Genomic DNA, 24,164 nt, shown 5'->3' with positions numbered 1-24,164 from the left:
AAATGAAGAAGGTAGGTTTTTTTCGCTCGATTCATTTCAAATTTGTTATGGTTTACGTTCTCCTTATTATGCTGGCAATGCAAATTATCGGCATTTATTTCGTTAAAGAACTAGAGTCCTCATTAAAGGAAAATTTTAATGCCTCTTTAACAAAACGCGTAAGTTTACTTGTTTATAATATTGAACAGGAAATGTCTCGAGATCCAAAGGAATACGAGGATGGAAGGACACCAGCTGATGAAATCACAACAATCATTAATGACTTTGAGACAGATGAAATCCTTGAGGTGCGTGTCATTGATAAAAATAAAAATGTTATTGCCACCTCAAGTATAAATCAAGATATTGTAGGAAAAAAAACAACAGAGGCTATGGTACTTCGTACTTTAGTTGGGATTGAGGATAGTAATAGTAGCTTCCATTTTGATCAAGAAACACGTCAACGTGTTGTTGTCATGACTTTTCCTATTAAAGAAAATAACTTTAGTGATAAAACGGTTGGTGCCATTTATATGGTTGCTTCAATGGAAGAAGTATTTGCCCAAATGCGAATTATTAATAAAATTTTTGCAACGGGTACAGGGTTATCCTTATGTATAACGGCTGCATTAGGGATTTTTCTTGCCAGAACGATTACAAGACCAATGACAGATATGCGAAAACAGGCAATCGAATTGGCAAATGGTAACTATTCTCGTAAAGTTAAAGTGTATGGAGAAGATGAAATTGGTCAATTAGCGGCTACTTTTAATTACTTAACAGAAAAACTTGAAGAAGCTCAAGCGATGACTGAGGGAGAAAGAAAAAAACTCGCATCTGTTATTGCTCATATGACAGACGGGGTTATTGCAACAGATCGCAACGGACAAGTGATTCTTATAAACAATCCTGCATTAGAAATGTTAAATGTTTCACGTGGAACGTTAAAAAATGTCAACATTACTGACTTATTAAGGATTGAAGACAATTATTCTTTTGAAAGTCTTATCGATGAGCAAGAGTCATTAATTCTAGATTCAAGTACAAAGGAAAGACCATTTATATTACGGGTAAGTTTTTCTGTGATCCAAAAAGAATCAGGAAGAGTAGATGGACTTATTGCTGTTTTATATGATATTACGGAGCAGGAAAAGATTGAACAGGAAAGAAGAGAATTTGTTGCAAATGTGTCCCATGAGCTGCGAACACCACTAACAACTATGAGAAGTTATTTGGAGGCATTAGCTGACGGGGCATGGAAGGACAAAGAAATTGCACCTCAGTTTCTAAATGTCACGCAAACAGAGACAGAGCGAATGATCAGACTAGTAAATGACCTGCTACAATTATCAAAACTTGACCGTACAGATTATCGTTTAAATAAGGATTGGATCAATTTTACGGATTTCTTTAATAAAATTATCGATCGTTTTGAAATGACGAAATCTGGGCACGTTTCATTTGTTAGAAATATCCCACAGGATGAACTTTATGTCGATATTGATACCGATAAAATTACCCAGGTTTTAGATAATATAATTTCCAACGCACTGAAGTACTCACCTGAAGGTGGGAAAGTTACCTTTACTATTGATGTATTACCATCTGAACTTCAAATACGTGTGAAAGATGAGGGTGTAGGAATACCCCAGGAAAGCGTAAATAAAATCTTTGATCGGTTTTACCGTGTTGATAAAGCCAGAACTCGTAAGCTAGGTGGAACCGGCTTAGGCTTAGCGATTGCAAAAGAAATGGTATTTGCACATGGTGGCGATATTTGGGCGTTAAGTAAGGAAGGACAAGGTACAACGGTATACTTTACATTACCTTATGACCCGGAACAAGAGGATGAGTGGGAATGAATAAAGAATCGATAAAAAGTGCCGGATTGATTGCATTAATAGTTATCAGTTTATTTTTCACTTGGAACATATGGAGTCTTCAACCTTCTTACGATAACTTTCAAAATAATGGTTTTTATGAGAGCGTACCGATTAGTGAAGGAACAAGAGATTTTTATGAGGTAATCAAACCACAACAATTATTTTTTCACGGAGCGGAAAATCATTACAGTACGATTACTGATACTAATAGTATGCAAAGTCTTTGGAAGGAAATGCAAGACTGGGAATACAGCAATGAAAGAAACCAGTCTACAACCTATACGAAGGAAAAACTTCAAAGTCTAATCCATGGAAATGGAGAAGCTAAGCTAGAACTTAGATTCTATGATGAAATCCCAATGGCAACCTTTCAATCAATGGTAGATTGGGATAAAGATATAAACCAGACCATCGAATTTGATCGTATTTTATTAAATGTAGAGAAAGATAGTGAAGTTCAAAAGGTTTATTTCGTTTCTTATGATAAAATGAAAGTTGTTGAAACAACAGTTAATCAATCTGAAGCAAGTCTTTTTGTTGGTGAGCTATATAATAAAAGGGAAGAGTTTCAGCCATATTTTTCTTTTCAAACAGGACAAGGTAACGAAATTATGCTTCCTGAAAATCAAGTGGAATTAGAAAGCTATCAATATTTCACCGAAGAAATAGAAGGGGAAAAATTTAAAGATGCCCTGTTTGTTAACCCGCAAATTGTAAAACAAGATGTTAGTATTTCTAAAAATAGATATACCGATGGAATTAGGGAGCTTACTATTTTTCCAACAACACATATGGTTAAATATGTGAATCCAACACTAAAGGATACAAATCCTGTTGGGGCAAATTTCCTTATTGAGCAAAGTATTAAATTTTTAAATGATCATGGTGGGTGGACAGATAATTATGTATTATTTGACATACAAGAAAGTGATCAGGAAGTAAAATTTATTATGTCTATTCAGTCAATACCTGTAATTAATTCAATGGAAAATCAGTATGGACCTACAATGATTTCGCAAAGATGGGGCCAAAATGAGATTGCGATTTACGAGCGCCCTTTGTATGAGCTAATGACACCTCTTTCAAGTAATACAGTAACGTTAATGTCGGGAAGAAAAGTAGAAGAAATTATAAACAAAAATCAACAGCTAGATAAGACACAAATTAATAATATTTTTATTGCATATGAGCTTGGAGGATCAGATAGTCAGCAAACAGTAAAAGTAACCCCTGTCTGGTGTATAGAAATGATGGATGGAACGCTAATGAAAATGACTGAAGTCGTAGAACAGCCTGGGGGGGATGAAAATGGATTGGAGTAAAACTAAAACCATTTTTATTCTTGCATTTCTTATATTAGATATCTTTTTGGCGATTGAGTTCTATGAATTACGTGGTAAAAGAGATTATGCGGTTATTCAAAAGACATCAATAGAGGATCAGTTAGCTGCAGAAGATATAGTATATAATAAGTTGCCAGAAGATGTAGATAAGGGTTTTTATATTACTGGTAAAAGTAAGGACTTTACTCTAGAAGAGATCAGCAAACTTAAAAACCAATCATTAATTTTAACAAATAGTAATTTAAGTGGAGAGTCTTTTAGAACATTAAATATGCAGCTTAAGGATCCTTTTTCTTTACCAGAAGTAAATCTAAAGAGTAAAGTAAATCAGTTCTTAAAAGAAAACATTCTCTCAGGAGAGCTTTATTACTACTGGTATAGGGATGAAATATCAAATACAATTATCTGTATTCAACAGTACAAAGGTAAAAATATTTTTCAGAATAAAGATGATGATCACATTGCAATGGTGATCCTTTATGTAAATGAGGAAAATGAGATTTTCGCATATGAGCAGTCCATGCTTGTAGATATAAAAGAGGTTGAAGAAAAGGAAGCTGCTGTGCCTGCAATAAAAGCAATTGAAGCTTTATATAACAAAAACTATTTAAAATCTAAAAGTAAAATCATACAAATGCAATATGGTTATTACACAAATACTCCACTTACAAATCAACAAATATTAGCACCAACTTGGCATATTATTATTGAAACAGATGAAGAAAAGAGAGAAGAGTATTACGTTAATGCCTTAGAGGGAGAAGTTTTACAATCGACAGAATAGGCAATAAAGGAGTGAATACTTATGAGCTTGCAGTTTAGTGTACTTGCAAGCGGAAGTACGGGGAATGCAATCTATGTTGAAACTGAAAATCAATCATTTTTAGTGGATGCAGGATTAAGTGGTAAACAAATGCAAAACTTATTTGAGCAAATAGGACGAGACATTAAAAAGCTTTCAGGCATTTTAGTGACACATGAGCATAGTGATCATATAAAGGGTCTGGGCGTACTTGCTAGGAAACATAAGTTGCCAATATATGCAAATGAAAAAACATGGCAAGCTATGGATGGTTTAGTCGGTGAAATTGCAACAGAGCAAAAATTTGTATTCCAGACAGGAACAGTTAAAACATTTGGTTCACTGGATATTGAGTCCTTTGGTGTATCACATGATGCAGCTGAACCAATGTTTTTTGCTTTTAATCATCAAGGGAAAAAGCTAGCTTTAATTACCGATACTGGCTATGTAAGTGACAAGATGAAGGGGACAATCCGAAATGCTGATGCTTTTGTTTTTGAAAGCAATCATGACGTTTCCATGCTCCAAATGGGTCATTATCCTTGGAGTATAAAACGACGGATTTTAAGCGACGTTGGCCACGTATCGAACGAGGATGCTGCAATAGCGATGATGGATGTAATCGGAGATGCAACCAAGCGAATTTATTTAGCTCATTTAAGTAAAGATAACAATATGAAGGATTTAGCTCGAATGTCTGTTCAGCAAACATTAGCAAGCAAAGGCTTTATTACAGGAGAGCAATTTGATTTATACGACACAGATCCAACTACCCCGACACCGCTTGTAGCAATATAAGAATGATTGTTAAGATAATGATTAGTAGTAAATTGAATAGTAATAATAAATTTTGGAAAGATGGACACCTTTTCAGTGTGCCTCTGTCTAATTTTTGAGCAATAAAATAAAATCATCTTGGTTAATTTTAATTAGACAAGAGAATAATGTTGATTAGGTATACACACTATTCATGCAGCAGTATGGAAAGGGATGGTGATAGTTGTGGGCTATTATGATCAAGATTATGAAAACTATAATTCTAAAAGACAAAAAGGAAATCGCGGCGGATGGTTTTTAGCAGGATTGGTAGGAGCAATTTTAGGTGGCTTACTAATGTTATTTGCTTTACCTACTTTATCAAATTTCAATTTTCTACCTTATGATATGGATCTAGGCGGAGAAGTGAATCAACAAGAAGATGGTATAGCTTCAACTGGTGAGGTTAAAAATGTATCTGTTGAGGTAAACACGGCCATTACAGGTATAGTTGATGAGGTCTCAGATGCAGTTGTTGGAGTTGTGAATCTTCAAGAGGCAGGCTTTTGGAATGAAACGGGTGAAGCAGGAACAGGATCAGGTGTCATTTACAAAAAAGACGGCAAAAATGCTTTTGTTGTAACGAATCACCATGTTATTGCAGGTGCATCACAAGTTGAGATTAGTTTAAGTGATGGCACAAGGGTTCCCGCTGAGATCCTCGGAAGTGATGAATTAACTGATTTAGCTGTATTACGAGTAGATAGTGAAAAGATCAAACAAGTCGCTCAATTTGGAGACTCGGATAAGGTAAAACCAGGTGAACCAGTCATTGCCATAGGAAATCCATTAGGCTTACAATTTTCTGGATCTGTTACACAAGGGATTATCTCTGGTACAGAAAGAGCCATTCCAATCGATTCAAACGGTGATGGCCAAGTGGATTGGAATGCAGAGGTTATCCAAACAGATGCTGCCATTAACCCAGGTAATAGCGGTGGTGCACTTATTAATATCGATGGGAAAGTGATCGGGATTAACTCAATGAAAATTGCCCAATCAGCAGTAGAAGGAATTGGCCTAGCAATTCCAGCAAATCTTGCAATCCCGATTATTGAGGACCTTGAAACATACAGTGAAGTAAGACGCCCATATATGGGAATTGCGATGAGATCATTAAATGAAGTTTCGAGTTATCATTGGGAGCAAACATTAAAGCTACCTAAAGATATTGAATCAGGAATCGTTGTTATGAGTGTTGAACCAATTTCGCCAGCAGCTCAAGCTGGTCTACAGGAGCTTGATGTGATAACTGAATTCGCCGGTCAAGAAGTGAAAGACATTATTGAGCTAAGAAAAATCCTATATAAGCAAGAGGTAGGAAACACGGTTGAATTCACGTATTATCGAGGCGGAGAAAAGCAAACTGGAAAAATGAAATTAGGGGAACAAGATATACTAGGGAGCTAATCATTAGCTCTCTTTTTTAAGTTGTGGATAAATGATATAAGAGAATAGAATTTAGTTTGTGGATAAAATAAAAACATGGTAAAACTATAACAGAAACATCCACATGTGGATAAGGAGGAAATGACATGTATTGTTGTGAAGATCATATTGAATTAGCGATTGATATGTATGTAGATGAAAAGGAATTAGCACCAGAAATCGAAAAAATAGATAATAATAGCAAGTTATCCACAAGTTGTGAAATGTGTGCAAACCCAGCTATATATATAGTGGGGAACTAATATTCGGTTGTTGATTGTGGATAACCTGATCGTGAATGTGGATAACTATATTAGGACGAACTAGCTTGAAATGGGGAACATATGTGAATATCTCAATTGTGACAATTGGAAAGCTGAAAGAAAAGTATTTAAAGCAAGGAATTGATGAATACCTAAAACGCCTTTCAGCCTATGCAAAGATAGAAGTGATAGAACTACCTGATGAAAAGGCTCCTGAAAACCTAAGTGAAACGGAAATGGAACAAGTAAAGGAAAAAGAGGGAGAGAGAATACTAAGCAAAATAAGTGATGACACACATGTCATTGCTCTAGCAATAGAAGGGAAAATGAAATCCTCAGAACAACTAGCAAAAGATCTCGATCAGCTAGCTACATATGGAAAAAGTAAAATTGCCTTTGTCATCGGCGGCTCACTTGGTTTAAGCAGTACTGTTATGAAACGAGCGAATGACACACTATCTTTTTCAAAGATGACGTTTCCACATCAACTGATGAGGTTGATTTTGGTGGAGCAGGTTTATCGGGCGTTTAGGATTAATCGGGGTGAACCGTACCATAAATAGAACAAAGTATAATGAGGTAGAATAGAAAAACCGTCACTAATAATGACGGTTTTTCTATTTTTAATGGTACTATAGAATTTGCTTTTAAAATACTATTATTACATAGAGTAGTAAGGGGGAATGACATTGAGGATTACAAAAGTTTTGTTGTACGTTTTTGTTTTGCTTAATATTTTAGGGTTGCTCTATTGGATAGCCACAATGTTAAAAGACATTTTAACTAAAGGTACAAATTAGGAATTATTAAAAATTTTTTCTTTACCAGAAAGTCTGGATGCAGTTATCTTTCCTGCTTTGTCATTGATGACCAATAGAGTATCTAATTTAAAATATTTATCGAGACTGAAGTGATATATATTTGACCTAAAAATAATTAGTGAAAATGCACTTGTATAAAGGATAAGGCTAATTAAATTTATATTTCCAGAAAGGATAAAGTTTATGTGCATAAATAGACAAAAAAAGATAGAAGGTATGGTAAATAAACCTGCTATAAGAAATATGCCAAGTATAATTTGGACCATTGGGATAACGTAGTTCAAAACCATTACATGTTCTAAAGCTATATTCTCTATGAAAATCTTATAAAAGGTTGGGACACTGGTATTTTGTAATGAATTTATTAGATAATTCTTCAAAAATAAACCAGGTTCGTTAAACCATAACTTTTCAGTAATTTTAGTCACTCCAGCTAATAACCAACCTACTCCAAAAAGAATACGCATTAAAACAATAAGTGATGGGAATAATCTTACACTTCTCTTTATTTTCATAAAATTTCGCCTCCTTTTTTTAATTTCACCTAAGGAATATATGTTTCCCTAAGGAAACTTTTTAGTCAAAAAAATTTATTAAAAGTTATTTAGGTATTTTCTCTAAAGATAATATGCTTTATTAGCCAAAAAGTTTCCTATATACATAAAAGTTTACCATACGCAAAATCTACGGTAAATATATATTTATTATAATTGGAACTTACTTTTAATAAGGTTATATAGTAATAAACACTTTATTTTTAAAATTAACTATGTCCTTATATGATATGTAGGGAACCGTACCATAAGTAAATGAGGTTTTTAAGTAAGGGTGTCTCCTAAGACTGCACATAAATTGGAATACACTATATAGTGAAACATTTTTGGTTAAAAATTCAACAATATGTTAGTTACCTAATCGTACGCTAACATGTGAAGACAATTAGAGAAAATTCTCTGATGGTTTTCTTTTATTATTTAAACAGTACAAGTGAAGGAATTCCTGAAGTAGATAGTAGTAGGATAAATAATAGAAAATACAAGTGTATTCTATTAAACAGAAAAATGGTAACGGTAGTTTCCTTGAATAACCTTGTTTTCATTAATGAACAAATATGCTCTAATAGTGATAGAATAATAGTTCATACTGTTCTAAGTAGTCAAAGAAGTGAGGAATTGATGGTGAAAAAATTTAAGAAGTTTTACTTAGAGATTACAAGTGTATGTAATCTTGCCTGCAGCTTTTGTCCGCCAACAGAACGACAGAAGCAATTCATTTCTGTGGAGGATTTTTCTAAGAGATTAGACCAAATTAAACCGCACACAGACTACATTTATTTACATGTAAAGGGTGAGCCATTGCTCCATCCTAAAATAGACCAATTGTTAGACTTAAGTCATGAAAAAGGGTTTAAAGTTAATATCACAACCAATGGAACATTAATTAATAAAAAGAGGGAAAAATTATTAAATAAGCCTGCACTAAGACAAATGAATTTCTCACTCCACAGCTTTGATGGCCATATTGGTTCTAAAGATAAGGAAGGGTATGTGAGAAGTATCCTTTCTTTTATTAAAGAAGCAACGAGCCAATCAGAAATGATTGTTTCCCTGAGACTATGGAACCTTACACAAGACAATACGACGAATATTGAAAGAAAACGAAACAGAGAATTACTAGAAATTATTGAGAAAGAATTTGATTTAGACTATAAAATTGAAGAGAAGGTCGTACCAGGAAGCGGAGTGAAAATTGCGGACAACATCTTCATTAATCAAGATTACGAATTTCAGTGGCCAGCGTTACATGAAGAAGAAGATGATGGGAAGGGCTTCTGCTATGGGATGCGAAATCAAGCAGGTATATTAGCAAACGGAACTGTTATTCCTTGTTGTCTAGATGGTGAGGGAGTTATCAACCTTGGAAATATTAATGATAATTCATTTTCTGATATTATCGAGATGGATAGAGCAAAAAACCTTGTAGATGGTTTTTCACGAAGAGTGGCAGTGGAGGAACTATGTAGAAAATGCGGATATCGCAAAAGGTTTGGAAAATAGATAGGCAAGTGGCTAGGATTTAGTAAGTTAGATAGACATTCCAACTCATTACCTCATTTAGATATAACGTGGTGAACCGTAACATAAGTAAATGAGGCTTTTAAGGTTTTATATTAGAAAATATCATAAGTTGAACTATGGTGCCTAATACTTTTTTTTGACTAATGTCGATTTACGGGTGCGGTCTGGCGAGTGGCAGGCGCCTATTGTTAGAGGTTTCCTTAAGGGGGACTCCGAGAAGGTATATGTCGATTTGGAATTGTGGAATTAGCCCGCGACATACTAAAAGTAGCAGGCATCCGCCAGCTTCTTTTAAAGGAAATTCAAAGTAATACAAAAGCAAGTGGAGAAAAATGATCTGTTTTTCTCCACTTGCTTCATTTTAGGGGTTTATCAGACAGCCCTAATTGGAATACATAATGGTGTTCGATCTACTGGATTTTCAATAATACAGCATTCAAGTCCAAATACTTCTTTAATCATGTTTTTTGTAAATACTTTTTCTGGTGGGCCTTCTTTATACACTGTTCCCTTAACAATGCTAATTAGATGATCGGCATATTGAGCTGCTTGGTTTAAATCATGTAAAACCATTACAATGGTTCGGCCATATGTTACGTTTAAATGTCGTAACAATTCTAATATCTCAATTTGGTGTGCTAAATCTAAATAGGTCGTTGGTTCATCTAATAATAATAGGTCGGTGTCTTGCGCTAATGCCATTGATATCCACGCTCTTTGTCTTTGTCCCCCTGATAACTCATCCAATGTACGGTCTATAAAATCATTCATTTTCGTTGCCGATAATGCACGCTCAACAATTGCGTGATCTTCCGGAGAGTTTCTGGAAAACAAACCTCTATGTGGATGTCTGCCATAGTAGCATAGATCTTTAACCGTTATATCTTCTGGAGCTTCTGGTGATTGAGGCAAAATCGCCAATTTTCTCGCAATTTCTTTGGAAGATTGATGATGAATTGCTTTCCCATCTAAATAAACAGTCCCTTTTTGAGGTGTTAATAATCTGGCTAATGACCGTAAAATCGTTGATTTACCACATCCATTAGAACCAATAATTACACTAATCTTACCATTAGGAATGACTAAATCAATATGATCAAGGATTTGCGTGGATCCGTATGAGAGGGATAGTTTCTCCGCTGATAATGTTGTCATCATTGCTCACCTTTCTTATACTTTTTTTCGTTCAGAACGTAATAAATATAAAAAATAGGGTGCTCCAATTACGGCTGTAATAATTCCCGCAGGTATTTCAATTGGCGGAAATAATCCTCTACCTAGGCTATCGGCTATTAACAGCAAGATCGAACCGAAGAGAGCTGAAGCAGGAAGTAATGCTTTAAATTTAGATCCTACAACTCTTCTGGCAATATGAGGAGCAATTAAACCGATAAATCCGATAGAACCTACGGTTGCAACACATACACCAATTAATACAACCGAAACACCTATTAAAATATATCTTAAAACTTTCGCTTTTTCACCAAGACCTGTAGCTAAATCGTCACCAAGGCTAAGGATATCCAATTTAGACGTTAATCCAATAACGATTGGGATAAGAAGAAGACTTGGAAGTAGAATGAACACTTGATCCCATCCTCTTCCCCATAGACTCCCTGTCAACCACAAAAGGGTCATATTGACATTGTCTGGAAACTTAATCATAAAATACTCTATCCCTGCTTGGCATATGGCCCCTAGTGCTATTCCTACTAAAGCAATTGTTGTAGGTTGAGCACCTTTTTTATAAACAAATACCATCAAAATGACCGCGATTAAAGCTGCTCCAATAAATGCGGAAAGAGGGAGAAAAATCATTGAAGACATTGGGAATAGCACAATTACGATAACAGCTCCCAATCCAGCTCCCTTTGTAACACCAATTACATCAGGGGAAGCTAATGGATTACGCAGAACTCCTTGTAGAATAGCTCCAGCTACTGCCAGACCTGCTCCGACAATGATTGCGATAATAATGCGAGGAATCCGGTAATTATGCAGGATAAATGTTTGATTTTGTATCCCATTACCTAATAAGTTTCGCATGATGTCAGAAGGTGACATATAAATAGCCCCAATGCCTAAACTTATGATTGATAATATAAGCATAAAAATGAATAAGGCAAGAAGAATGGTGTTTAGATGGAATAGCTGTTTTTTCTTCATTGTTTAATATTCCTCCCTTTCCTTGCTAAATAAAGGAAGAATGGTGCCCCAATTAAAGCTGTGACAATTCCTACTGGCGATTCAAAAGGATAAGCGATAAACCGAGCGAGAATATCTGCGTACACTAAGAGCAAAGCTCCGAATAAAGCGGAAAAAGGGATTATTCTTCTATAATCGCCTCCCACTAGCTTCCTTGCAATATGAGGAACAATTAATCCAATAAAACCTACTGGTCCTGCGACAGCAACCGAAGACCCTGCCAGAATGATGACCAGTAGTCCCGCTAAAATACGGATTCGACCTACTTGCTGTCCAAGTCCCTGTGCGGTACTTTCTCCTAAGACGAGAATGGAAATAGATCGGGAGAACAAGATTGCAACGAATAGTCCTGTTAGAGACCACGGAAGAATAAGGGAAACATGGGTCCATGTTTTTCCATTTACAGCTCCAACTAACCAATACAGAACATCTTTTGCTTGTTCACTAAAAATAATCACGCTTTGGGTTAAGGAAGATAAAAGAAAATGTACGGCGATTCCAGCTAACGCCAGCTTTACGTGTGTCATTCCTCCTCCCGAAGCAAAGGAATAGACGGTTATTCCTCCTGCTGCAGCACCAATAAATGCAGCGATAACTAGAAAAGAGGGAGAGAGATTAGGTAAAAAAGCAAACACCATAACAATAAAAAGTGAGGCACCGGCATTTACACCAAAAACTTGTGGTGATGCTAATGAATTTCGAGTAATCGCCTGCATAAGAGCACCGGCCACAGCTAGATTAGCTCCTACTAATACGCCAATGATAGCTCGAGGTAAGCGAAGGGTCTGTATGATTAACTGCTCTTTGGAGGGATTCGTCTCAAAAAGGGACTTCAACACTAGGCCTGCGTCTATATCTGCTGCTCCTACCGAAATACTGATGATGATTCCACAAAATAATAATATTATTGCAGTTATTGCAGTACCATATATTTTTACGTTATTTTTAACTACGGTTTTCATTAACTACAACACACTTTCTAATAGAAAGAGAAGTAAGAATAGCGTTCCCTTACTTCTCCGTTACTCCTTTTATTTTCCATTCAACATATTTAAAGTGTCTTTAGCCATAATTTCTGCAGATTCTACTCCACGGAATCTTGTCCATAAATCCCGATCAATGCTATAAACTTGATTATTTTTGACAGCTTTTAGATTTTTCCAAAGAGGATTTTCTTTCCATTCATCAGTCAGTAATTTTCCCTCATTATTCGCTAAAAGCAATACGTCAGGATCAATCTCAACAAGCTGTTCTAAATTCATTTCAGCATATGGCTGTGTTTGATCTTCAATCGCAACCTGTAATCCTATGTGTTTAAGTAATTCACCATCGTAGGAAGAAGAAGTATGAGCTTGGAAGGATGTGTCGCGAACAACCGCAGGTAAAATAGTCATTTGTTCGTCCACACTTAAACTTGATTTTAATTCTTCAATTGTTTTTTTATGTTGACTTAATCTTTTTTCACCAGCTGCTTTTAGATTTGCTGCTTCTGCAATTGTTTTAAAAGAATCTAGGTTTTCTTCATATGTTGATTCACGGCTCTTTAAGACAATTGTAGGGGCTATCTTTTTTAAATCTTCATAAATTCCACTATGACGTTCAGCATCTGCAATAATTAAATCTGGTTGTAAAGAACTGATCAACTCTAAACTAGGCTGTTCACGTGTTCCTAAAGATGTATATTCAATTTCACTGCCTACAAGCTTTGCAATCATTTCCGGTTTGTTGTCATCTGCAATTCCTACAGGAGTAATTCCTAAGGCATTTAAAGCATCCACAAAAGATAGTTCTAAGGTGACGATTTTTTGGGGAGTATTTTTTAGTTCTGTTTCTCCCATTTCATGTGTAATTGTTCTACCTTTTGCTTCAGCAGTCGTCTGTTCTTTTTTCTCTGCTTCTGTATTTTTTTGAGAGGCGTTGCAGCCTGTTAATGCTAACATAATCGTTAACAACAGGATTACCGTTGTTCCACTTAACTTTCTTACTTTATTAAATACACGCATTTTGTTCATCCCTTTCTTAACTGCGCAATTGATAATGATAATCATTACTTGTTTTATGATAAGATGAACAATGCTCTGCGTCAATGCAATGAAATTATTGTAATATAAAAACAAAACGAACAAAATAATCATTTTGTTCGTTTTGTTCATTTTATTTACAAGAAATATATATATATTTTCTATCCCTATACTAATGAGAGTAAATAGTAGGCTAAAAGAGTTGTTGTTTGGTTGTCACCGTAATATAAAAAATTGGTTATTTTTAATAGATTATTAAATATTTATGAAAAACTAATGATTTTAGATAAATACTAAAAAACTCATTTAGATACGTTAGGGGAACCATATCATAAGTAAATGAGGTTTTTGCGAAAAAAGTAACAGCACCCTCTAATTTGATGGAGAGGTGCTGTTTTGTTATTTGAATGCCTAGATGAACATTTGTTACATGAATGGTTGTTTTTGCTCTTGCAATGAATTAAATTTTTTTGTTCAATCAGGATTTTCTTATCAAAATGAAGAAAATCCTGATTGAACAAATACAAAAAATGGCTGAATTCCTTAATATGTGCTTTTGCTTAATTTAATATTCTCCTTTAATTACAAAAAACGAGCCACGAATTGTTCCAGCTAGTTTAGACTTCTGCCTAGCAAACTTAAATTTCCCTTCTAACTCCTTTGGTACCTCCATCCCCTCAGAAAGCTTAAAACCAACGGCCCGCTTCTTAGGGTCATCAACCGTATACATGACGTTGACCTCAAGACCATCCTCATAAAAGACGTAGGTAAATTGGATATTTTCCACTTGAAAACGCGAAGTTTCTAAAGGTTTGGCCGCAAACTCAATATCACGTTCTTCTTTCAAAATTCGGTTCACATAATCAAGGGTCTCCTGGCTTTCGCTAGTTGGTGCAACCGTAAATTCATGCTTATATTTGTTCATAAAGTAACGGGCTTCATTAGCACGTAAACCAGCAAGCGCTTCTGCCTCTGGTGAAGAATCTAAACCAAACGTAGACACATTTTTAAAATCAACGATATAGGACATTTCCATCCCACCTTTTATCTCTTTATTTCCTAACAACAGGAATCCACATTTCACCAAATACTAAGCCGTTTTGCTGCCCCATCTCAACCGTTGCATTTGGTCCACCAACATAGGCAAAATTCTTTGCTTCTGGCAAGACCTGACCAAAAGCAATGCCAGTAAGCTTATTACTCAACTCATCAGCCGTCCTCGCTTCCCCTTTAACAACTAGATATTCCCCCTTAGGAAATTGGATAACTCTGGATTCTTCTTCTGGTAATGTTGCCTCTGTCATGACGCCAGCATAATGCATCATCTTGTTATTCACTGCTTCGTTCACGGCAAAAATGTAGTCATTTGCGGCAAGAGTTTTTAAAGTGTCAAGCCTTCCATCTTGTTTGACGGCCTGCCAAAAGTCTGACTTTTCCTTGGTTATGCCAACAAAGTCTGTGTAATCGCTCTTAAGCTCAGTTCCCAAACCTAAAACGGTAAAGCTGTCTTTTTCTTCTAGGATATAATCTGCCATATTCAAAACCTTCCTCTTTTTTAAATTTATCAAATGATTTGTATTTTCACTTGATAGGTATATAATAGCCTTAAATCATGTCAAAAAATGATACTGTTTAGGAGGTCCCGATGAAAAAAGTTGAACGGATTAATATCATCATGCGGTATATCAACAACCGCGCCCACTTTACAATTTCTGAAATCATGCAAGAATTTAACATCTCTCGTTCAACAGCTATTAGAGATATCAGAGAAATTGAAGCTATGGGGATGCCGCTCGTCGCTGAAGTTGGAAGGGATGGGGGTTATTTTGTCATGAACAACTCTGTCCTGCCCAATGTTCGCTTTACCGATAATGAGATCAAAGCACTTTTTATTGCCTTTATGGCCACAAGAAATCAACAACTCCCTTATCTAAAGAGTCGTCAGTCTTTAACTGAAAAATTACTAGGACTCATCTCAGAAAACCAGCAAGATAACCTTGTTCTTTTAAATCAAATCTTAATTTTTGAAGGGACTAATCCCATAAATCCCGACCTACTTGATCTGTCAGATCTCCCTCATCCTATGTTAGAAAAACTCATTCAAATCCTTCTTTTGGATAGATATTTATTAATTACCACTGAAGAAGAGAAGGTAATAAAGTCTTATCCAATTTATCTCTTGCACCTTTATCGTGAAAAAAGCTTTTGGCTAATTGAAGGCTTTGACCTAAAGGAAGAAAAGAGGCGGATTTTTCCTGTCGACAATCTCACTAATGTAAAACCAGACCCTACGAAAAAAAGAGTAAGTAAGGAAAAGATTTTAGAAAAACTAAGTAAGCAGGAAGAAGTAATCAACCTTGTCCTTGAACTTGGTCCAAAGGCGATTGCCCAGTTCAAAAAATACCATCCTTTAAAAGTTTCAATTTCCTATACGAATCCTTACCAAAGCACAGCCATTCTAAAGACTTTTATCAATGTTAATAATTCAGAAGAATTAACCGAATTAACTAATTGGCTACTTTTTCTAGGTGGGGATATCAAGGTCAGGGAAGTGCCAGAAGAAGTCTTAGAAGGTTTACAAGAGAGATTATGCTTATACTGCCCATAAGCAGTGCCAGTTAAAACCTAAATAATTTTGAGCTTGGCCAGTTGCCAGCTAACCCCCGAATTTCTAGTAAATTCATTTTTGGAAAACAAAGGTTAAACCTCATTTAGATACATCATGGTGAACCGTATCATAAGTAAGTGAGGTTTTTAGAGAGGGTAAGTTCCCAAATAGTGAGTGTCTATGTATTAACATATATCTAAATATTCGATTAAAACAGTTAAAATCGAAATAATGAAGTAATCAAAGAAGTTAAATTTAAGACCTAGAACTGTTAGAAGGCAGGATAGTAAATAAAAATGAGACAAGGTTACTATGATATGGATGAAATGATATTATTCATTGTTCATATAATAAGAGGATTTACCGTGCCCTTTTATTTTAAAGTTAGATAATAATTTATTATAAGTTTGTGCAATAAATAAGCAGAAAGTAAGGAATAAACAATTTTCTCCTAAACTAAACATATTGTGTAACAAAATGATTAATAAAAAGATTTTTAATATTAATTATTTAAAATGGAGGTTAAATAAAATACTCTTTTTAAGAATGTTAGAATTGGTTCCTACTAATTAAATTAGTATATAACAATAGGGACCTAATAACACCTGACTGAGAATAACTGGGCATAGCAAATCCTCTTGGACGACCTCTGCTATACAATAATTCAGGCATAAGGCCACAAAAGGAACTATTTTTATAATTATGATTAAAGTACTTCCAGGCTTGGTTTACATTATTGTTAACTAAGAATGCTTCACCTAACCAAAAAGTTGGCCCAGTCCACGGTTTTAAATCTCCCTCTTCTGTTGTTAGACTTTCATGTCTCCAAATACCTCCAATAAAGGGATCTTCTAATCTTTGTTGAATTGCCTTTAGTGTTGGTTCTAACCATTCTTTTGGAAATATAGGAAATTCAGAGAAGAATAAAGTGACAGATGCATCCAATAATTTTGTTTCCATAGACCGGGTTACGACCCCCTTATGGACGTTATGTTTATAAATGGCGTGTATTAATTCATTTGCTCCCTGTCTAAATTCATTGGCTTTGTCATTTTCATAGATAGCTTCAGCCATTTCGGCAGCCCTAATTAATCCAAATGCCGAAATAGCAGAGCTCCATGTCATATGTTCAAAATTTTCTCCTAAGTGTGGACCAAAAGTTTCCCAAATTCCTGCATCTGGGAAGATCAATCCACTTGAATCACGGTTTTCTAAAATCCATCTGGTCGAGTGGTTTATTATTGGCCACAAATCTAATAGAATCGTATGGTCTTTAACCAAGGACCAAACTTGCCATATTCCATATAATATGAGGCCTGTCGTATCGTTTTCAAATGCATGTTCGTTAGGTAAACGTGTAACAACATTATATGCATAGTAATAGTTTCCATCTGGACGCTCTATTAAATAACTAAGTGTTGCATATAAGGCCTTTACAGCATCGTCTAGGTGACCTGCTAGTGCCAAAGTAGATGCAATCCATAAACTATCACGAATCCAAACGTTTCCTTGGTACGGTTTAAAACCAATAATTATAGGAGTACCGTCTTTTTGTAAACTCATTTTTGTGATTGTGTTACTAACTCTCCAGAAATATTCAAGCTCTGGAGGGAGCTTATCGATTTTTATTGTTTCGTTATACCAAGCTTGCCATGATTGAAGTGTATGTGTTTCACTTTGTCTAATCTGATCTAATGTTTTCTCTAGCTCTTGAAGTGCCTCCTCTTTAGAAGCCCCTGCTGCAAATACTTGAAAGACGGGCTTGCTATATTCTGGCCCTGGTATTGTTTGGGCAGGGATCTTAAAGACTAAGGGAGTGGGTTGCAAACTGTGTTCAAAGATGGTTACCTGGCCTCCAGTTACAGCTTTAGCAATATTTCCTGTTATACCTTCAGCAGATGGAGAAACAGTCGTAGCTAGCCATTGATTTTCTGAAATTCGAGATATAAAGGTATTACGTATTCTTTGTACGATGTTTTTTAAATGTACGACAGGATAGATAGATGCCTTAGAAGGATTGTTGCGTAGAGTTTGGACTTCAATCGATCGAATGAAAGAATTCCTGTTTTGCGGGGCCCATGTTTTTGTCCTTACTACAGTATTGCCTTTATGAGAGACTACTTCATATATTCCATAACCATTCATATATTGAGTACTATTTAATGAAATAATTTCCCCAATTTGGCCCAACCTCACTTGAACTATTCCGTATGGATCATACCAAATTTTCTCATTGTGATCTTTTACTAGTACATATGATCCAGGGTTTTCCAAGAGTGAACTTGACATGTCAAAGTTTTTGAAAAAAAGTTGACTTATTTTATCAACTGGACGACAACATATATCATATTGTTGAAGCCAAGCTAAAACATTGCCATTAGAAATAGGAGCATGATTATCTTGATTTTTACCAATAAAATAATTCATTTGTTTCACTCCTTCAATGAGGAAAATTAGGCCATCAATAATAATATTAAAACTTAGTGAAATTTATGTTTTTGATTTAGGCTGAAGGGTTAAAAGAAATTTTTCTTTTTGTAAAATCTAAAATGTCAGGAGAGGGATATCCTGGATTATAAAGCTACATGTCCATAAATGTTTTAGTTTAAAAACCTCATTTAGAAACATCACGGAGAAACGTATCATAAGTGATTACATAGTTATAATTTTTTGAAGAGTAAAGTACTACTCAACGTCACTGAAGTTTTCTTTTTCTGATTTATATCAGTAGCGAAGGAACAAGTAAAACCTTTATTTAGATAGACCTAATTTTTGAATTTAAGCACAATATCCTTGCCTTACCAATTTAGAGTAATGAAGTTTATTTAACTTGTAGATCGGCGGATTTACGAGGAATATTTTGTGTCAATATCAAACCCAAATTGACGAACAGACTCAATGTCTTTTTTTGTAAAAATGCTTAAGTCCTGCTGTTTATATCTCCCCATGGTTTCAGGTTTTATTATTAAACTACACAGTTCATCAATGTTAATATTTTCAAGGCTCGTGTCTACGAAATTTATAAGTCTATTAATCTCCCTTTGTGGATTTTCACAAAGGTCTTCATACTTTATTACAAGAAATCTTTCTCCAAGTAGCGTATTGCCTAAATTTATGGCTCTTTGATTCGCCTTTATCCAATATTCCAAGCTTGCTTTTGGTTGAAGAATAGGCGACTTTGGCATAGAAACATTAAAAAAACTTCCCCAATTAATAAGTTGGTTTTGATTTTTACTATAAGCCATATCAAGCCCATTACGGATGACAAATATATACTTTAAATTTTTAAAGTATTGACTTAAAAAATCAAGGTATATATGAGACGGAGGATTTTTCCAACCCCAACCAATATAGTTTGATAACTTTAATTGGTCTGAATTAAATATTAATTGTTCAAATTTACTTAATTTTTGAAAGGTTATATTTTTATTACTTATTATGTTCCTAAATGTTCCCTCGTTGTAGTTGAAAAATAAATTAGCGAATTCCATATTATCATTAGCTGAATTAATTTTACTCCCCATAAAAAATCCAATCTGCTTCAGTAATTCTGCAACAATTCTAGTACCGCTTCCTCCAACTCCCCCAATCACAACTGGTCCATCTATTTCTTTCTGGTTGTTTATAAAGAATCCTCCTTTTATATCAATTGGTATACTGTATTATTATTTTTGAAAAATGGTTGTGCTAAAGTTTACTGAAGACAACCTATTTTTATCTTAATTTTAATGATGTTTAGTAAGTAGAAAGACTGTTATACTAGCTTTTCTTAATTCTATTGGGATAAATAGTAAGTTGTCAGACACTCACAAGAATTAATACAACAAATTCCTAAATAAATAGGTGCAATTAAACTAAATGATTGTTCCACGTACACTCGATATGAGTGGGCATACTGTTTTTATACAAAGATATAAATCTTATGCTCAACATTAACCTTGCGCTTAAGTGATATTCGTTGAACCGTACCATAAGTAAATGAGGTTTTTCTTTAGTAATAAATATAATTTCCACTGAATCAACAAGGTACAAGGAAATAAGGTAGTTACATAAGCTTATTTAATGATGAGTTTATAGAGAACATAGACTTTAGAAAGTGAAGCACATTATAGCTTCACTTTTTTTGTTTTAAAAGACAGACCATAAGAGCAAGAATGAGGACGAAATGGAGGTCGATTACTTGTTAAAATGAGTCCAATAAACATTAGGAGGAAATAAAATGAACAAGATTCAGGAATTCAATGAGATGCATTTTTCAAAGGATATATTATTTCTAGGAAACGCCTGGGATTTACTTTCAGCCTTAATGCTTGAAAAAGCAGGATTCAAAGCAATTGGTACGACGAGTTGGGGTATCGCTAACTCACTAGGATTTGCAGATGGAGAATTGATTGATTTTGATAAACATTTAGGAATCATTAAAACCATAGCAAAGAATGTAAAAATTCCAGTTTCTGCTGATATTGAAGCAGGGTATGGGGAAGATATGCAAACAATTGTTGAGAATGTGTTAAAGACGGCAGATGTAGGGGTTGCTGGCATCAATATTGAGGATTCACTCAAAAAACAAAAAGGGTTAAAAGAGATATCTAAGCATTGTGACCTTTTAAGTAATATAAGAACAGCGTTAGAAAACAATGGTTATAAAAATTTTTATATTAACGCAAGAACTGATACTTACTTTCTAAAGCAAAATCCTCTATTGGAAACAATTGAACGAGCAAAGGCATACGTTGAGAGTGGTGCTAGTGGGATTTTTATTCCTGGTTTAATTGAAGAGGATGAGATTAACGAAATAACAATGAATATTAGTGCTCCACTAAATGTATTATCTTTACCTGGACTAACAAATTGTAATAAGCTTAAAGAATTAGGTGTGAGACGATTTAGTTTTGGAAATGCCCTATCTGATAAAGTAATTGCTTATTTAGAAAAGAATGCTGGTGAATTACTAGAGTTTATGGATACTTCTCATTTGTATGAGAACTAGTACAAGTGCAGAAAGGATAGTGGAGTGACATGGTGACTAATATCAATCTTTCATTTGAAGAGATGTGGGACAAAATCATCGCTTGTGATCGTAAATACGATGGTCTATTTTTTACGGCAGTAAAAACAACTAAAATATACTGCCGTCCTTCATGCAGATCAAGGAAGCCCAAAAAAATGAATGTAGAATTTTACCATGATATTAATGAAGTTGAAGAAGCTGGTTTTCGTCCTTGCAAAAGATGTCAGCCAGAAGTTGAACAATCCCCGCATATTGAGATTGTCAGAAGGATCATTACCTTCCTAGTCAACCATTATAAACAAAATTTGATATTAAAAGATATAGCGGATCAAGTCGGCTTAAGTTCCTTTTATCTGGAACGCTTATTTAAACAAGAAACCTCTGAGACTCCGCGTACTTATTTAGAAAAAATACGCATCGATAAAGCAGCCCATCTTCTTAAATGCACAGCTATGACAAACTTAGAGATTTGTTATGAGGTAGGATTCCAGAGTCCTTCCAACTTTTATAAAGTATTTCGAAGCTTAAAAAACTGTTCACCTAGTGAATATCGAAAGGAATTCCTAAATGAATTGGATTGACCATGAATCTTATTTGGAGATTTATCCCCCTAAGGAATTTAATTTTGAAGAGTGTTTAATTTTTTTAGGAAGGTCTAATCAGGAAGTGCTTCATCAAATTAAAGATGGCGCTGTATATAAACTAATAAAAATTAAAGACTCTTTGATCTTATGTAAAATAGGATATATCAATAATTGCATAAAGGTTGAATTCCCAATCAGGACTCCATCTATTCTCGTTCGTAAAAAAGTGGGAGAGTATATTTGGGAATTGTTTGATTTGGATCAGGATTTAGGGGAATTTTATCAAATGGCTAGTAGGGATAAAATTTTAAAGAATCTTGCGCATAAATATTTTGGCTTACGGATTATGTGCATTCCAGATTTATTTGAAGCGCTAGTATGGGCAATAATGGGACAGCAAATTAATTTACCTTTTGCTTACACATTAAAGCAACGGTTTGTTGAACAATTTGGCGAATTTATAACTTTCGAAGGAGAAAGGTTTTGGTTATTCCCTTCATTTGAAAAAATTGCTTCCTTGAATGTAGATGATTTAAGGAAACTTCAATTTACTACTAGGAAGGCTGAATATATTATTGGTATTGCTAAAGATATGAAGTGTGGCAAATTAACAAAAGAATTATTGCTACAACAAGATTATCATCAAGTACAAACATCATTAATGTTGATAAGAGGTATCGGAGCATGGACAGCAGATTATGTGATGATGAAATGCTTACACCAAACCTCCTCCTTTCCAATTGCAGATGTCGGTCTTCATAATGCCTTAAGGAATCTATTAAGTCTTAAGGAGAAACCGACTATGAATCACCAATTGGCGTGATAGAAATAATCGGTACTCATGAAGCCATCAGTTCTATACTGTTTTCTGAAGAGAATAAAAAAGAGAATTTACTACAAGCTGAAACCCCTCCGGTTTTAATAGAATGCTACAACCAACTTGACGAATATTTTAAGGGCCATCGTCAAGAATTTACATTTCCATATCAAATTGAAGGGACTGACTTTCAAAAAACAGTATGGAACGCTTTAACAAAAATACCTTATGCTAAAACGGGATCTTATAAGAATATAGCTGTTTCCATCGGAAATGAAAAGGCGATCAGAGCAGTAGGGAGTGCAAATGGGAAAAACAAGTTAAGCATTGTGATCCCTTGTCACAGAATAATCGGTTCAAATGGGAAATTAACCGGTTATGCAGGAGGTCTATGGAGGAAGGAATGGCTGCTTCAACATGAGGAGAAATCTCATAACATATAAAAACTTTAAAGTACCTCATTTAGATTCGTTAGGATGAACCGTATCATAAGTAAATGACAAAGACCCCAAAAATTCTGTTTTTTATACCCCCATAATATTTTTAGGTTTGATCGTATTCTTTTAAGACGAACATACATAAAACACAAGGGGAAAAATATGACCACAATCACCAAGGGAGCCCTTGCTATGGTATTAGCGGGAGCTGTTACGTTTTCTGTCACCAATGCTTTGTTAGACGAGCAATCTTCAAAACAAGTTATAAAAGAAATAGCTTTAACTCAATCTGGAGACCAAAAAAAGGCGGATGCAATCAACCAAGCAAAAAAAACGGTAGAAGATCCGACACCAATAACGAATGTAAAAGAGGTTGAAACCAAGCTTTCTCATGATAACCCTGCTATCCAAGCGGCTAAAAATAGTAATAAAAGTGATATCGCTATAACAGCCATTCCACTGAATAAGAAACAATTCAGCAAGAGTACTACATCAAATTCTGCTAGTACGAATGAGACAACAACTACAACGCCTACTGTAATAACGAAACCTGCAACCAGCACCAAAGCACCAACGACTGTATCGGCGCGTACGGGAACTAATAAAACAAGTGCGTCCACAACGCCTGCTGTAACAACGAAACCTACGACAAGCGCCAAAGCACCAACCACAACGCCTGCATCAAAGCCTACAGAAACTAATAAAACAAGTGCATCCACAACGCCTGCGGTAACAACGAAACCTACGGCAAGTGCAAAAACACCAACGGTAACTACTGCACCTACGCCGACTGGGACGAATACAACAAGTACAACCACAACGACAACCAATCGTGGACAACAAGTTTCTCAAGACGCAAAGGAAAAGGCTGCCAGCCTTCGGGATCAACAGGAAAACAACGGAAAGAAAATGTAATTGTTTTAAAAGGGATCACTAAAAAATGTTATTATCCCCTTATAGTGGACAGTAAAAAGAAAGGATTGTACTGTCTTCTATGGAGGGGATTTTTTCATGGGGAAAATTAGAACAACCTATACAAAAGAAATTAAGCTAAAAGCGATTAATTTA

At 35.0% G+C, this 24,164-nt stretch carries 23 protein-coding genes; 14 read left to right on the top strand and 9 right to left on the bottom strand.

The window, feature by feature from the left end; translation table 11 throughout:
* Positions 1–2 precede the first annotated feature (2 nt).
* The 7 genes from walK to rlmH all read left to right on the top strand — a co-directional run bounded on the left by walK (position 3) and on the right by rlmH (position 7,077).
* Positions 3–1,841 (top strand): cell wall metabolism sensor histidine kinase WalK, encoded by a 1,839-nt coding sequence (gene walK / locus I7822_RS25235; protein WP_207981833.1) that lies wholly within the window; start codon positions 3–5, stop codon positions 1,839–1,841.
* Positions 1,838–3,184: a YycH family regulatory protein gene (locus I7822_RS25230; protein WP_207981832.1), complete on the top strand. Its 1,347-nt coding sequence runs from the start codon at positions 1,838–1,840 to the stop codon at positions 3,182–3,184. The genes walK and I7822_RS25230 overlap by 4 nt, the downstream gene beginning before the upstream one ends.
* The gene (locus tag I7822_RS25225; protein WP_207981831.1) at positions 3,171–3,989 is read left to right on the top strand and encodes a two-component system regulatory protein YycI; all 819 of its coding nucleotides are present in this window, start codon (positions 3,171–3,173) and stop codon (positions 3,987–3,989) included. Before I7822_RS25230 ends, I7822_RS25225 begins: the two co-directional genes overlap by 14 nt.
* Positions 3,990–4,010: 21 nt before the next feature.
* Positions 4,011–4,805: an exodeoxyribonuclease YycJ gene (gene yycJ, locus I7822_RS25220; protein ID WP_207981830.1), complete on the top strand. Its 795-nt coding sequence runs from the start codon at positions 4,011–4,013 to the stop codon at positions 4,803–4,805.
* Positions 4,806–4,997: 192 nt separating this feature from the next.
* Positions 4,998–6,233, top strand: a complete 1,236-nt coding sequence (locus I7822_RS25215) for a S1C family serine protease (RefSeq protein ID WP_243459678.1) — start codon at positions 4,998–5,000, stop codon at positions 6,231–6,233.
* Between the two features lie 125 nt (positions 6,234–6,358).
* A complete protein-coding gene (locus tag I7822_RS25210; RefSeq protein WP_207981829.1) occupies positions 6,359–6,514 on the top strand; it encodes a CxxH/CxxC protein in 156 nt (51 codons plus the stop codon).
* An 83-nt stretch (positions 6,515–6,597) separates the two neighbouring features.
* On the top strand, positions 6,598–7,077 hold the full coding sequence (gene rlmH / locus I7822_RS25205; RefSeq protein ID WP_207981863.1) for a 23S rRNA (pseudouridine(1915)-N(3))-methyltransferase RlmH: 480 nt from the start codon (positions 6,598–6,600) through the stop codon (positions 7,075–7,077).
* Between the two features lie 233 nt (positions 7,078–7,310).
* On the opposite strand, the gene I7822_RS25200 is transcribed toward rlmH, so the two are convergent.
* Entirely contained in the window at positions 7,311–7,850 is a 540-nt protein-coding gene (locus I7822_RS25200; RefSeq protein ID WP_207981828.1) for a DoxX family membrane protein, read from the bottom strand.
* 663 nt (positions 7,851–8,513) lie between these two features.
* Here I7822_RS25200 and I7822_RS25195 point away from each other — a divergent pair.
* Positions 8,514–9,392 carry a radical SAM/SPASM domain-containing protein gene (locus tag I7822_RS25195; protein ID WP_207981862.1) on the top strand — a complete coding sequence of 293 codons (879 nt, stop codon included), beginning with the start codon at positions 8,514–8,516 and terminating at the stop codon, positions 9,390–9,392.
* A 393-nt stretch (positions 9,393–9,785) separates the two neighbouring features.
* Here the strand turns inward: I7822_RS25195 and I7822_RS25190 are convergent, their stop codons facing one another.
* The 6 genes from I7822_RS25190 to I7822_RS25165 all read right to left on the bottom strand — a co-directional run bounded on the left by I7822_RS25190 (position 9,786) and on the right by I7822_RS25165 (position 15,174).
* Entirely contained in the window at positions 9,786–10,568 is a 783-nt protein-coding gene (locus tag I7822_RS25190) for an ABC transporter ATP-binding protein (protein WP_207981861.1), read from the bottom strand.
* A 15-nt stretch (positions 10,569–10,583) separates the two neighbouring features.
* Positions 10,584–11,579, bottom strand: coding sequence for a FecCD family ABC transporter permease (locus tag I7822_RS25185; RefSeq protein ID WP_207981827.1), 996 nt, complete (start codon positions 11,577–11,579; stop codon positions 10,584–10,586).
* Positions 11,576–12,580, bottom strand: coding sequence for a FecCD family ABC transporter permease (locus tag I7822_RS25180; RefSeq protein WP_207981826.1), 1,005 nt, complete (start codon positions 12,578–12,580; stop codon positions 11,576–11,578). Before I7822_RS25180 ends, I7822_RS25185 begins: the two co-directional genes overlap by 4 nt.
* Before the next feature lie 69 nt (positions 12,581–12,649).
* Positions 12,650–13,621, bottom strand: a complete 972-nt coding sequence (locus I7822_RS25175) for an ABC transporter substrate-binding protein (RefSeq protein WP_207981825.1) — start codon at positions 13,619–13,621, stop codon at positions 12,650–12,652.
* Between the two features lie 583 nt (positions 13,622–14,204).
* Complete coding sequence (locus I7822_RS25170; protein WP_207981824.1) at positions 14,205–14,669, bottom strand: DUF8821 family protein; 465 nt, start codon at positions 14,667–14,669, stop codon at positions 14,205–14,207.
* Positions 14,670–14,691: 22 nt separating this feature from the next.
* On the bottom strand, positions 14,692–15,174 hold the full coding sequence (locus I7822_RS25165) for a GyrI-like domain-containing protein (RefSeq protein WP_207981823.1): 483 nt from the start codon (positions 15,172–15,174) through the stop codon (positions 14,692–14,694).
* Positions 15,175–15,284: 110 nt separating this feature from the next.
* On the opposite strand from I7822_RS25165, the gene I7822_RS25160 reads away from it, so the two are divergent.
* Positions 15,285–16,247 (top strand): helix-turn-helix transcriptional regulator, encoded by a 963-nt coding sequence (locus I7822_RS25160; protein ID WP_207981822.1) that lies wholly within the window; start codon positions 15,285–15,287, stop codon positions 16,245–16,247.
* A gap of 549 nt (positions 16,248–16,796) precedes the next feature.
* On the opposite strand, the gene I7822_RS25155 is transcribed toward I7822_RS25160, so the two are convergent.
* A complete protein-coding gene (locus tag I7822_RS25155) occupies positions 16,797–18,674 on the bottom strand; it encodes a glycoside hydrolase family 15 protein (protein ID WP_207981821.1) in 1,878 nt (625 codons plus the stop codon).
* A 419-nt stretch (positions 18,675–19,093) separates the two neighbouring features.
* Positions 19,094–19,840, bottom strand: coding sequence for a sulfotransferase family protein (locus tag I7822_RS25150; RefSeq protein ID WP_207981820.1), 747 nt, complete (start codon positions 19,838–19,840; stop codon positions 19,094–19,096).
* A 626-nt stretch (positions 19,841–20,466) separates the two neighbouring features.
* Between I7822_RS25150 and I7822_RS25145 the strand changes: the two genes are divergently transcribed.
* The 5 genes from I7822_RS25145 (at position 20,467) to I7822_RS25125 (ending at position 24,011) form a co-directional block, all read left to right on the top strand.
* Positions 20,467–21,237, top strand: a complete 771-nt coding sequence (locus I7822_RS25145; protein WP_207981819.1) for an isocitrate lyase/PEP mutase family protein — start codon at positions 20,467–20,469, stop codon at positions 21,235–21,237.
* 29 nt (positions 21,238–21,266) lie between these two features.
* The gene (locus I7822_RS25140; protein WP_207981818.1) at positions 21,267–21,839 is read left to right on the top strand and encodes a bifunctional transcriptional activator/DNA repair enzyme AdaA; all 573 of its coding nucleotides are present in this window, start codon (positions 21,267–21,269) and stop codon (positions 21,837–21,839) included.
* Positions 21,826–22,665 carry a DNA-3-methyladenine glycosylase family protein gene (locus I7822_RS25135; RefSeq protein WP_207981817.1) on the top strand — a complete coding sequence of 280 codons (840 nt, stop codon included), beginning with the start codon at positions 21,826–21,828 and terminating at the stop codon, positions 22,663–22,665. Before I7822_RS25140 ends, I7822_RS25135 begins: the two co-directional genes overlap by 14 nt.
* Positions 22,662–23,102 carry a methylated-DNA--[protein]-cysteine S-methyltransferase gene (locus tag I7822_RS25130; RefSeq protein WP_307847881.1) on the top strand — a complete coding sequence of 147 codons (441 nt, stop codon included), beginning with the start codon at positions 22,662–22,664 and terminating at the stop codon, positions 23,100–23,102. The genes I7822_RS25135 and I7822_RS25130 overlap by 4 nt, the downstream gene beginning before the upstream one ends.
* Before the next feature lie 156 nt (positions 23,103–23,258).
* Positions 23,259–24,011: a hypothetical protein gene (locus I7822_RS25125; protein WP_207981816.1), complete on the top strand. Its 753-nt coding sequence runs from the start codon at positions 23,259–23,261 to the stop codon at positions 24,009–24,011.
* The last annotated feature ends 153 nt before the right edge of the window (positions 24,012–24,164 follow it).

Source organism: Metabacillus bambusae (genome assembly GCF_017497975.1).
Classification (GTDB): domain Bacteria; phylum Bacillota; class Bacilli; order Bacillales; family Bacillaceae; genus Metabacillus; species Metabacillus bambusae.
Note: the sequence above shows the minus strand (reverse complement) of the source record. Positions and strands in the feature narration are given on the sequence as shown.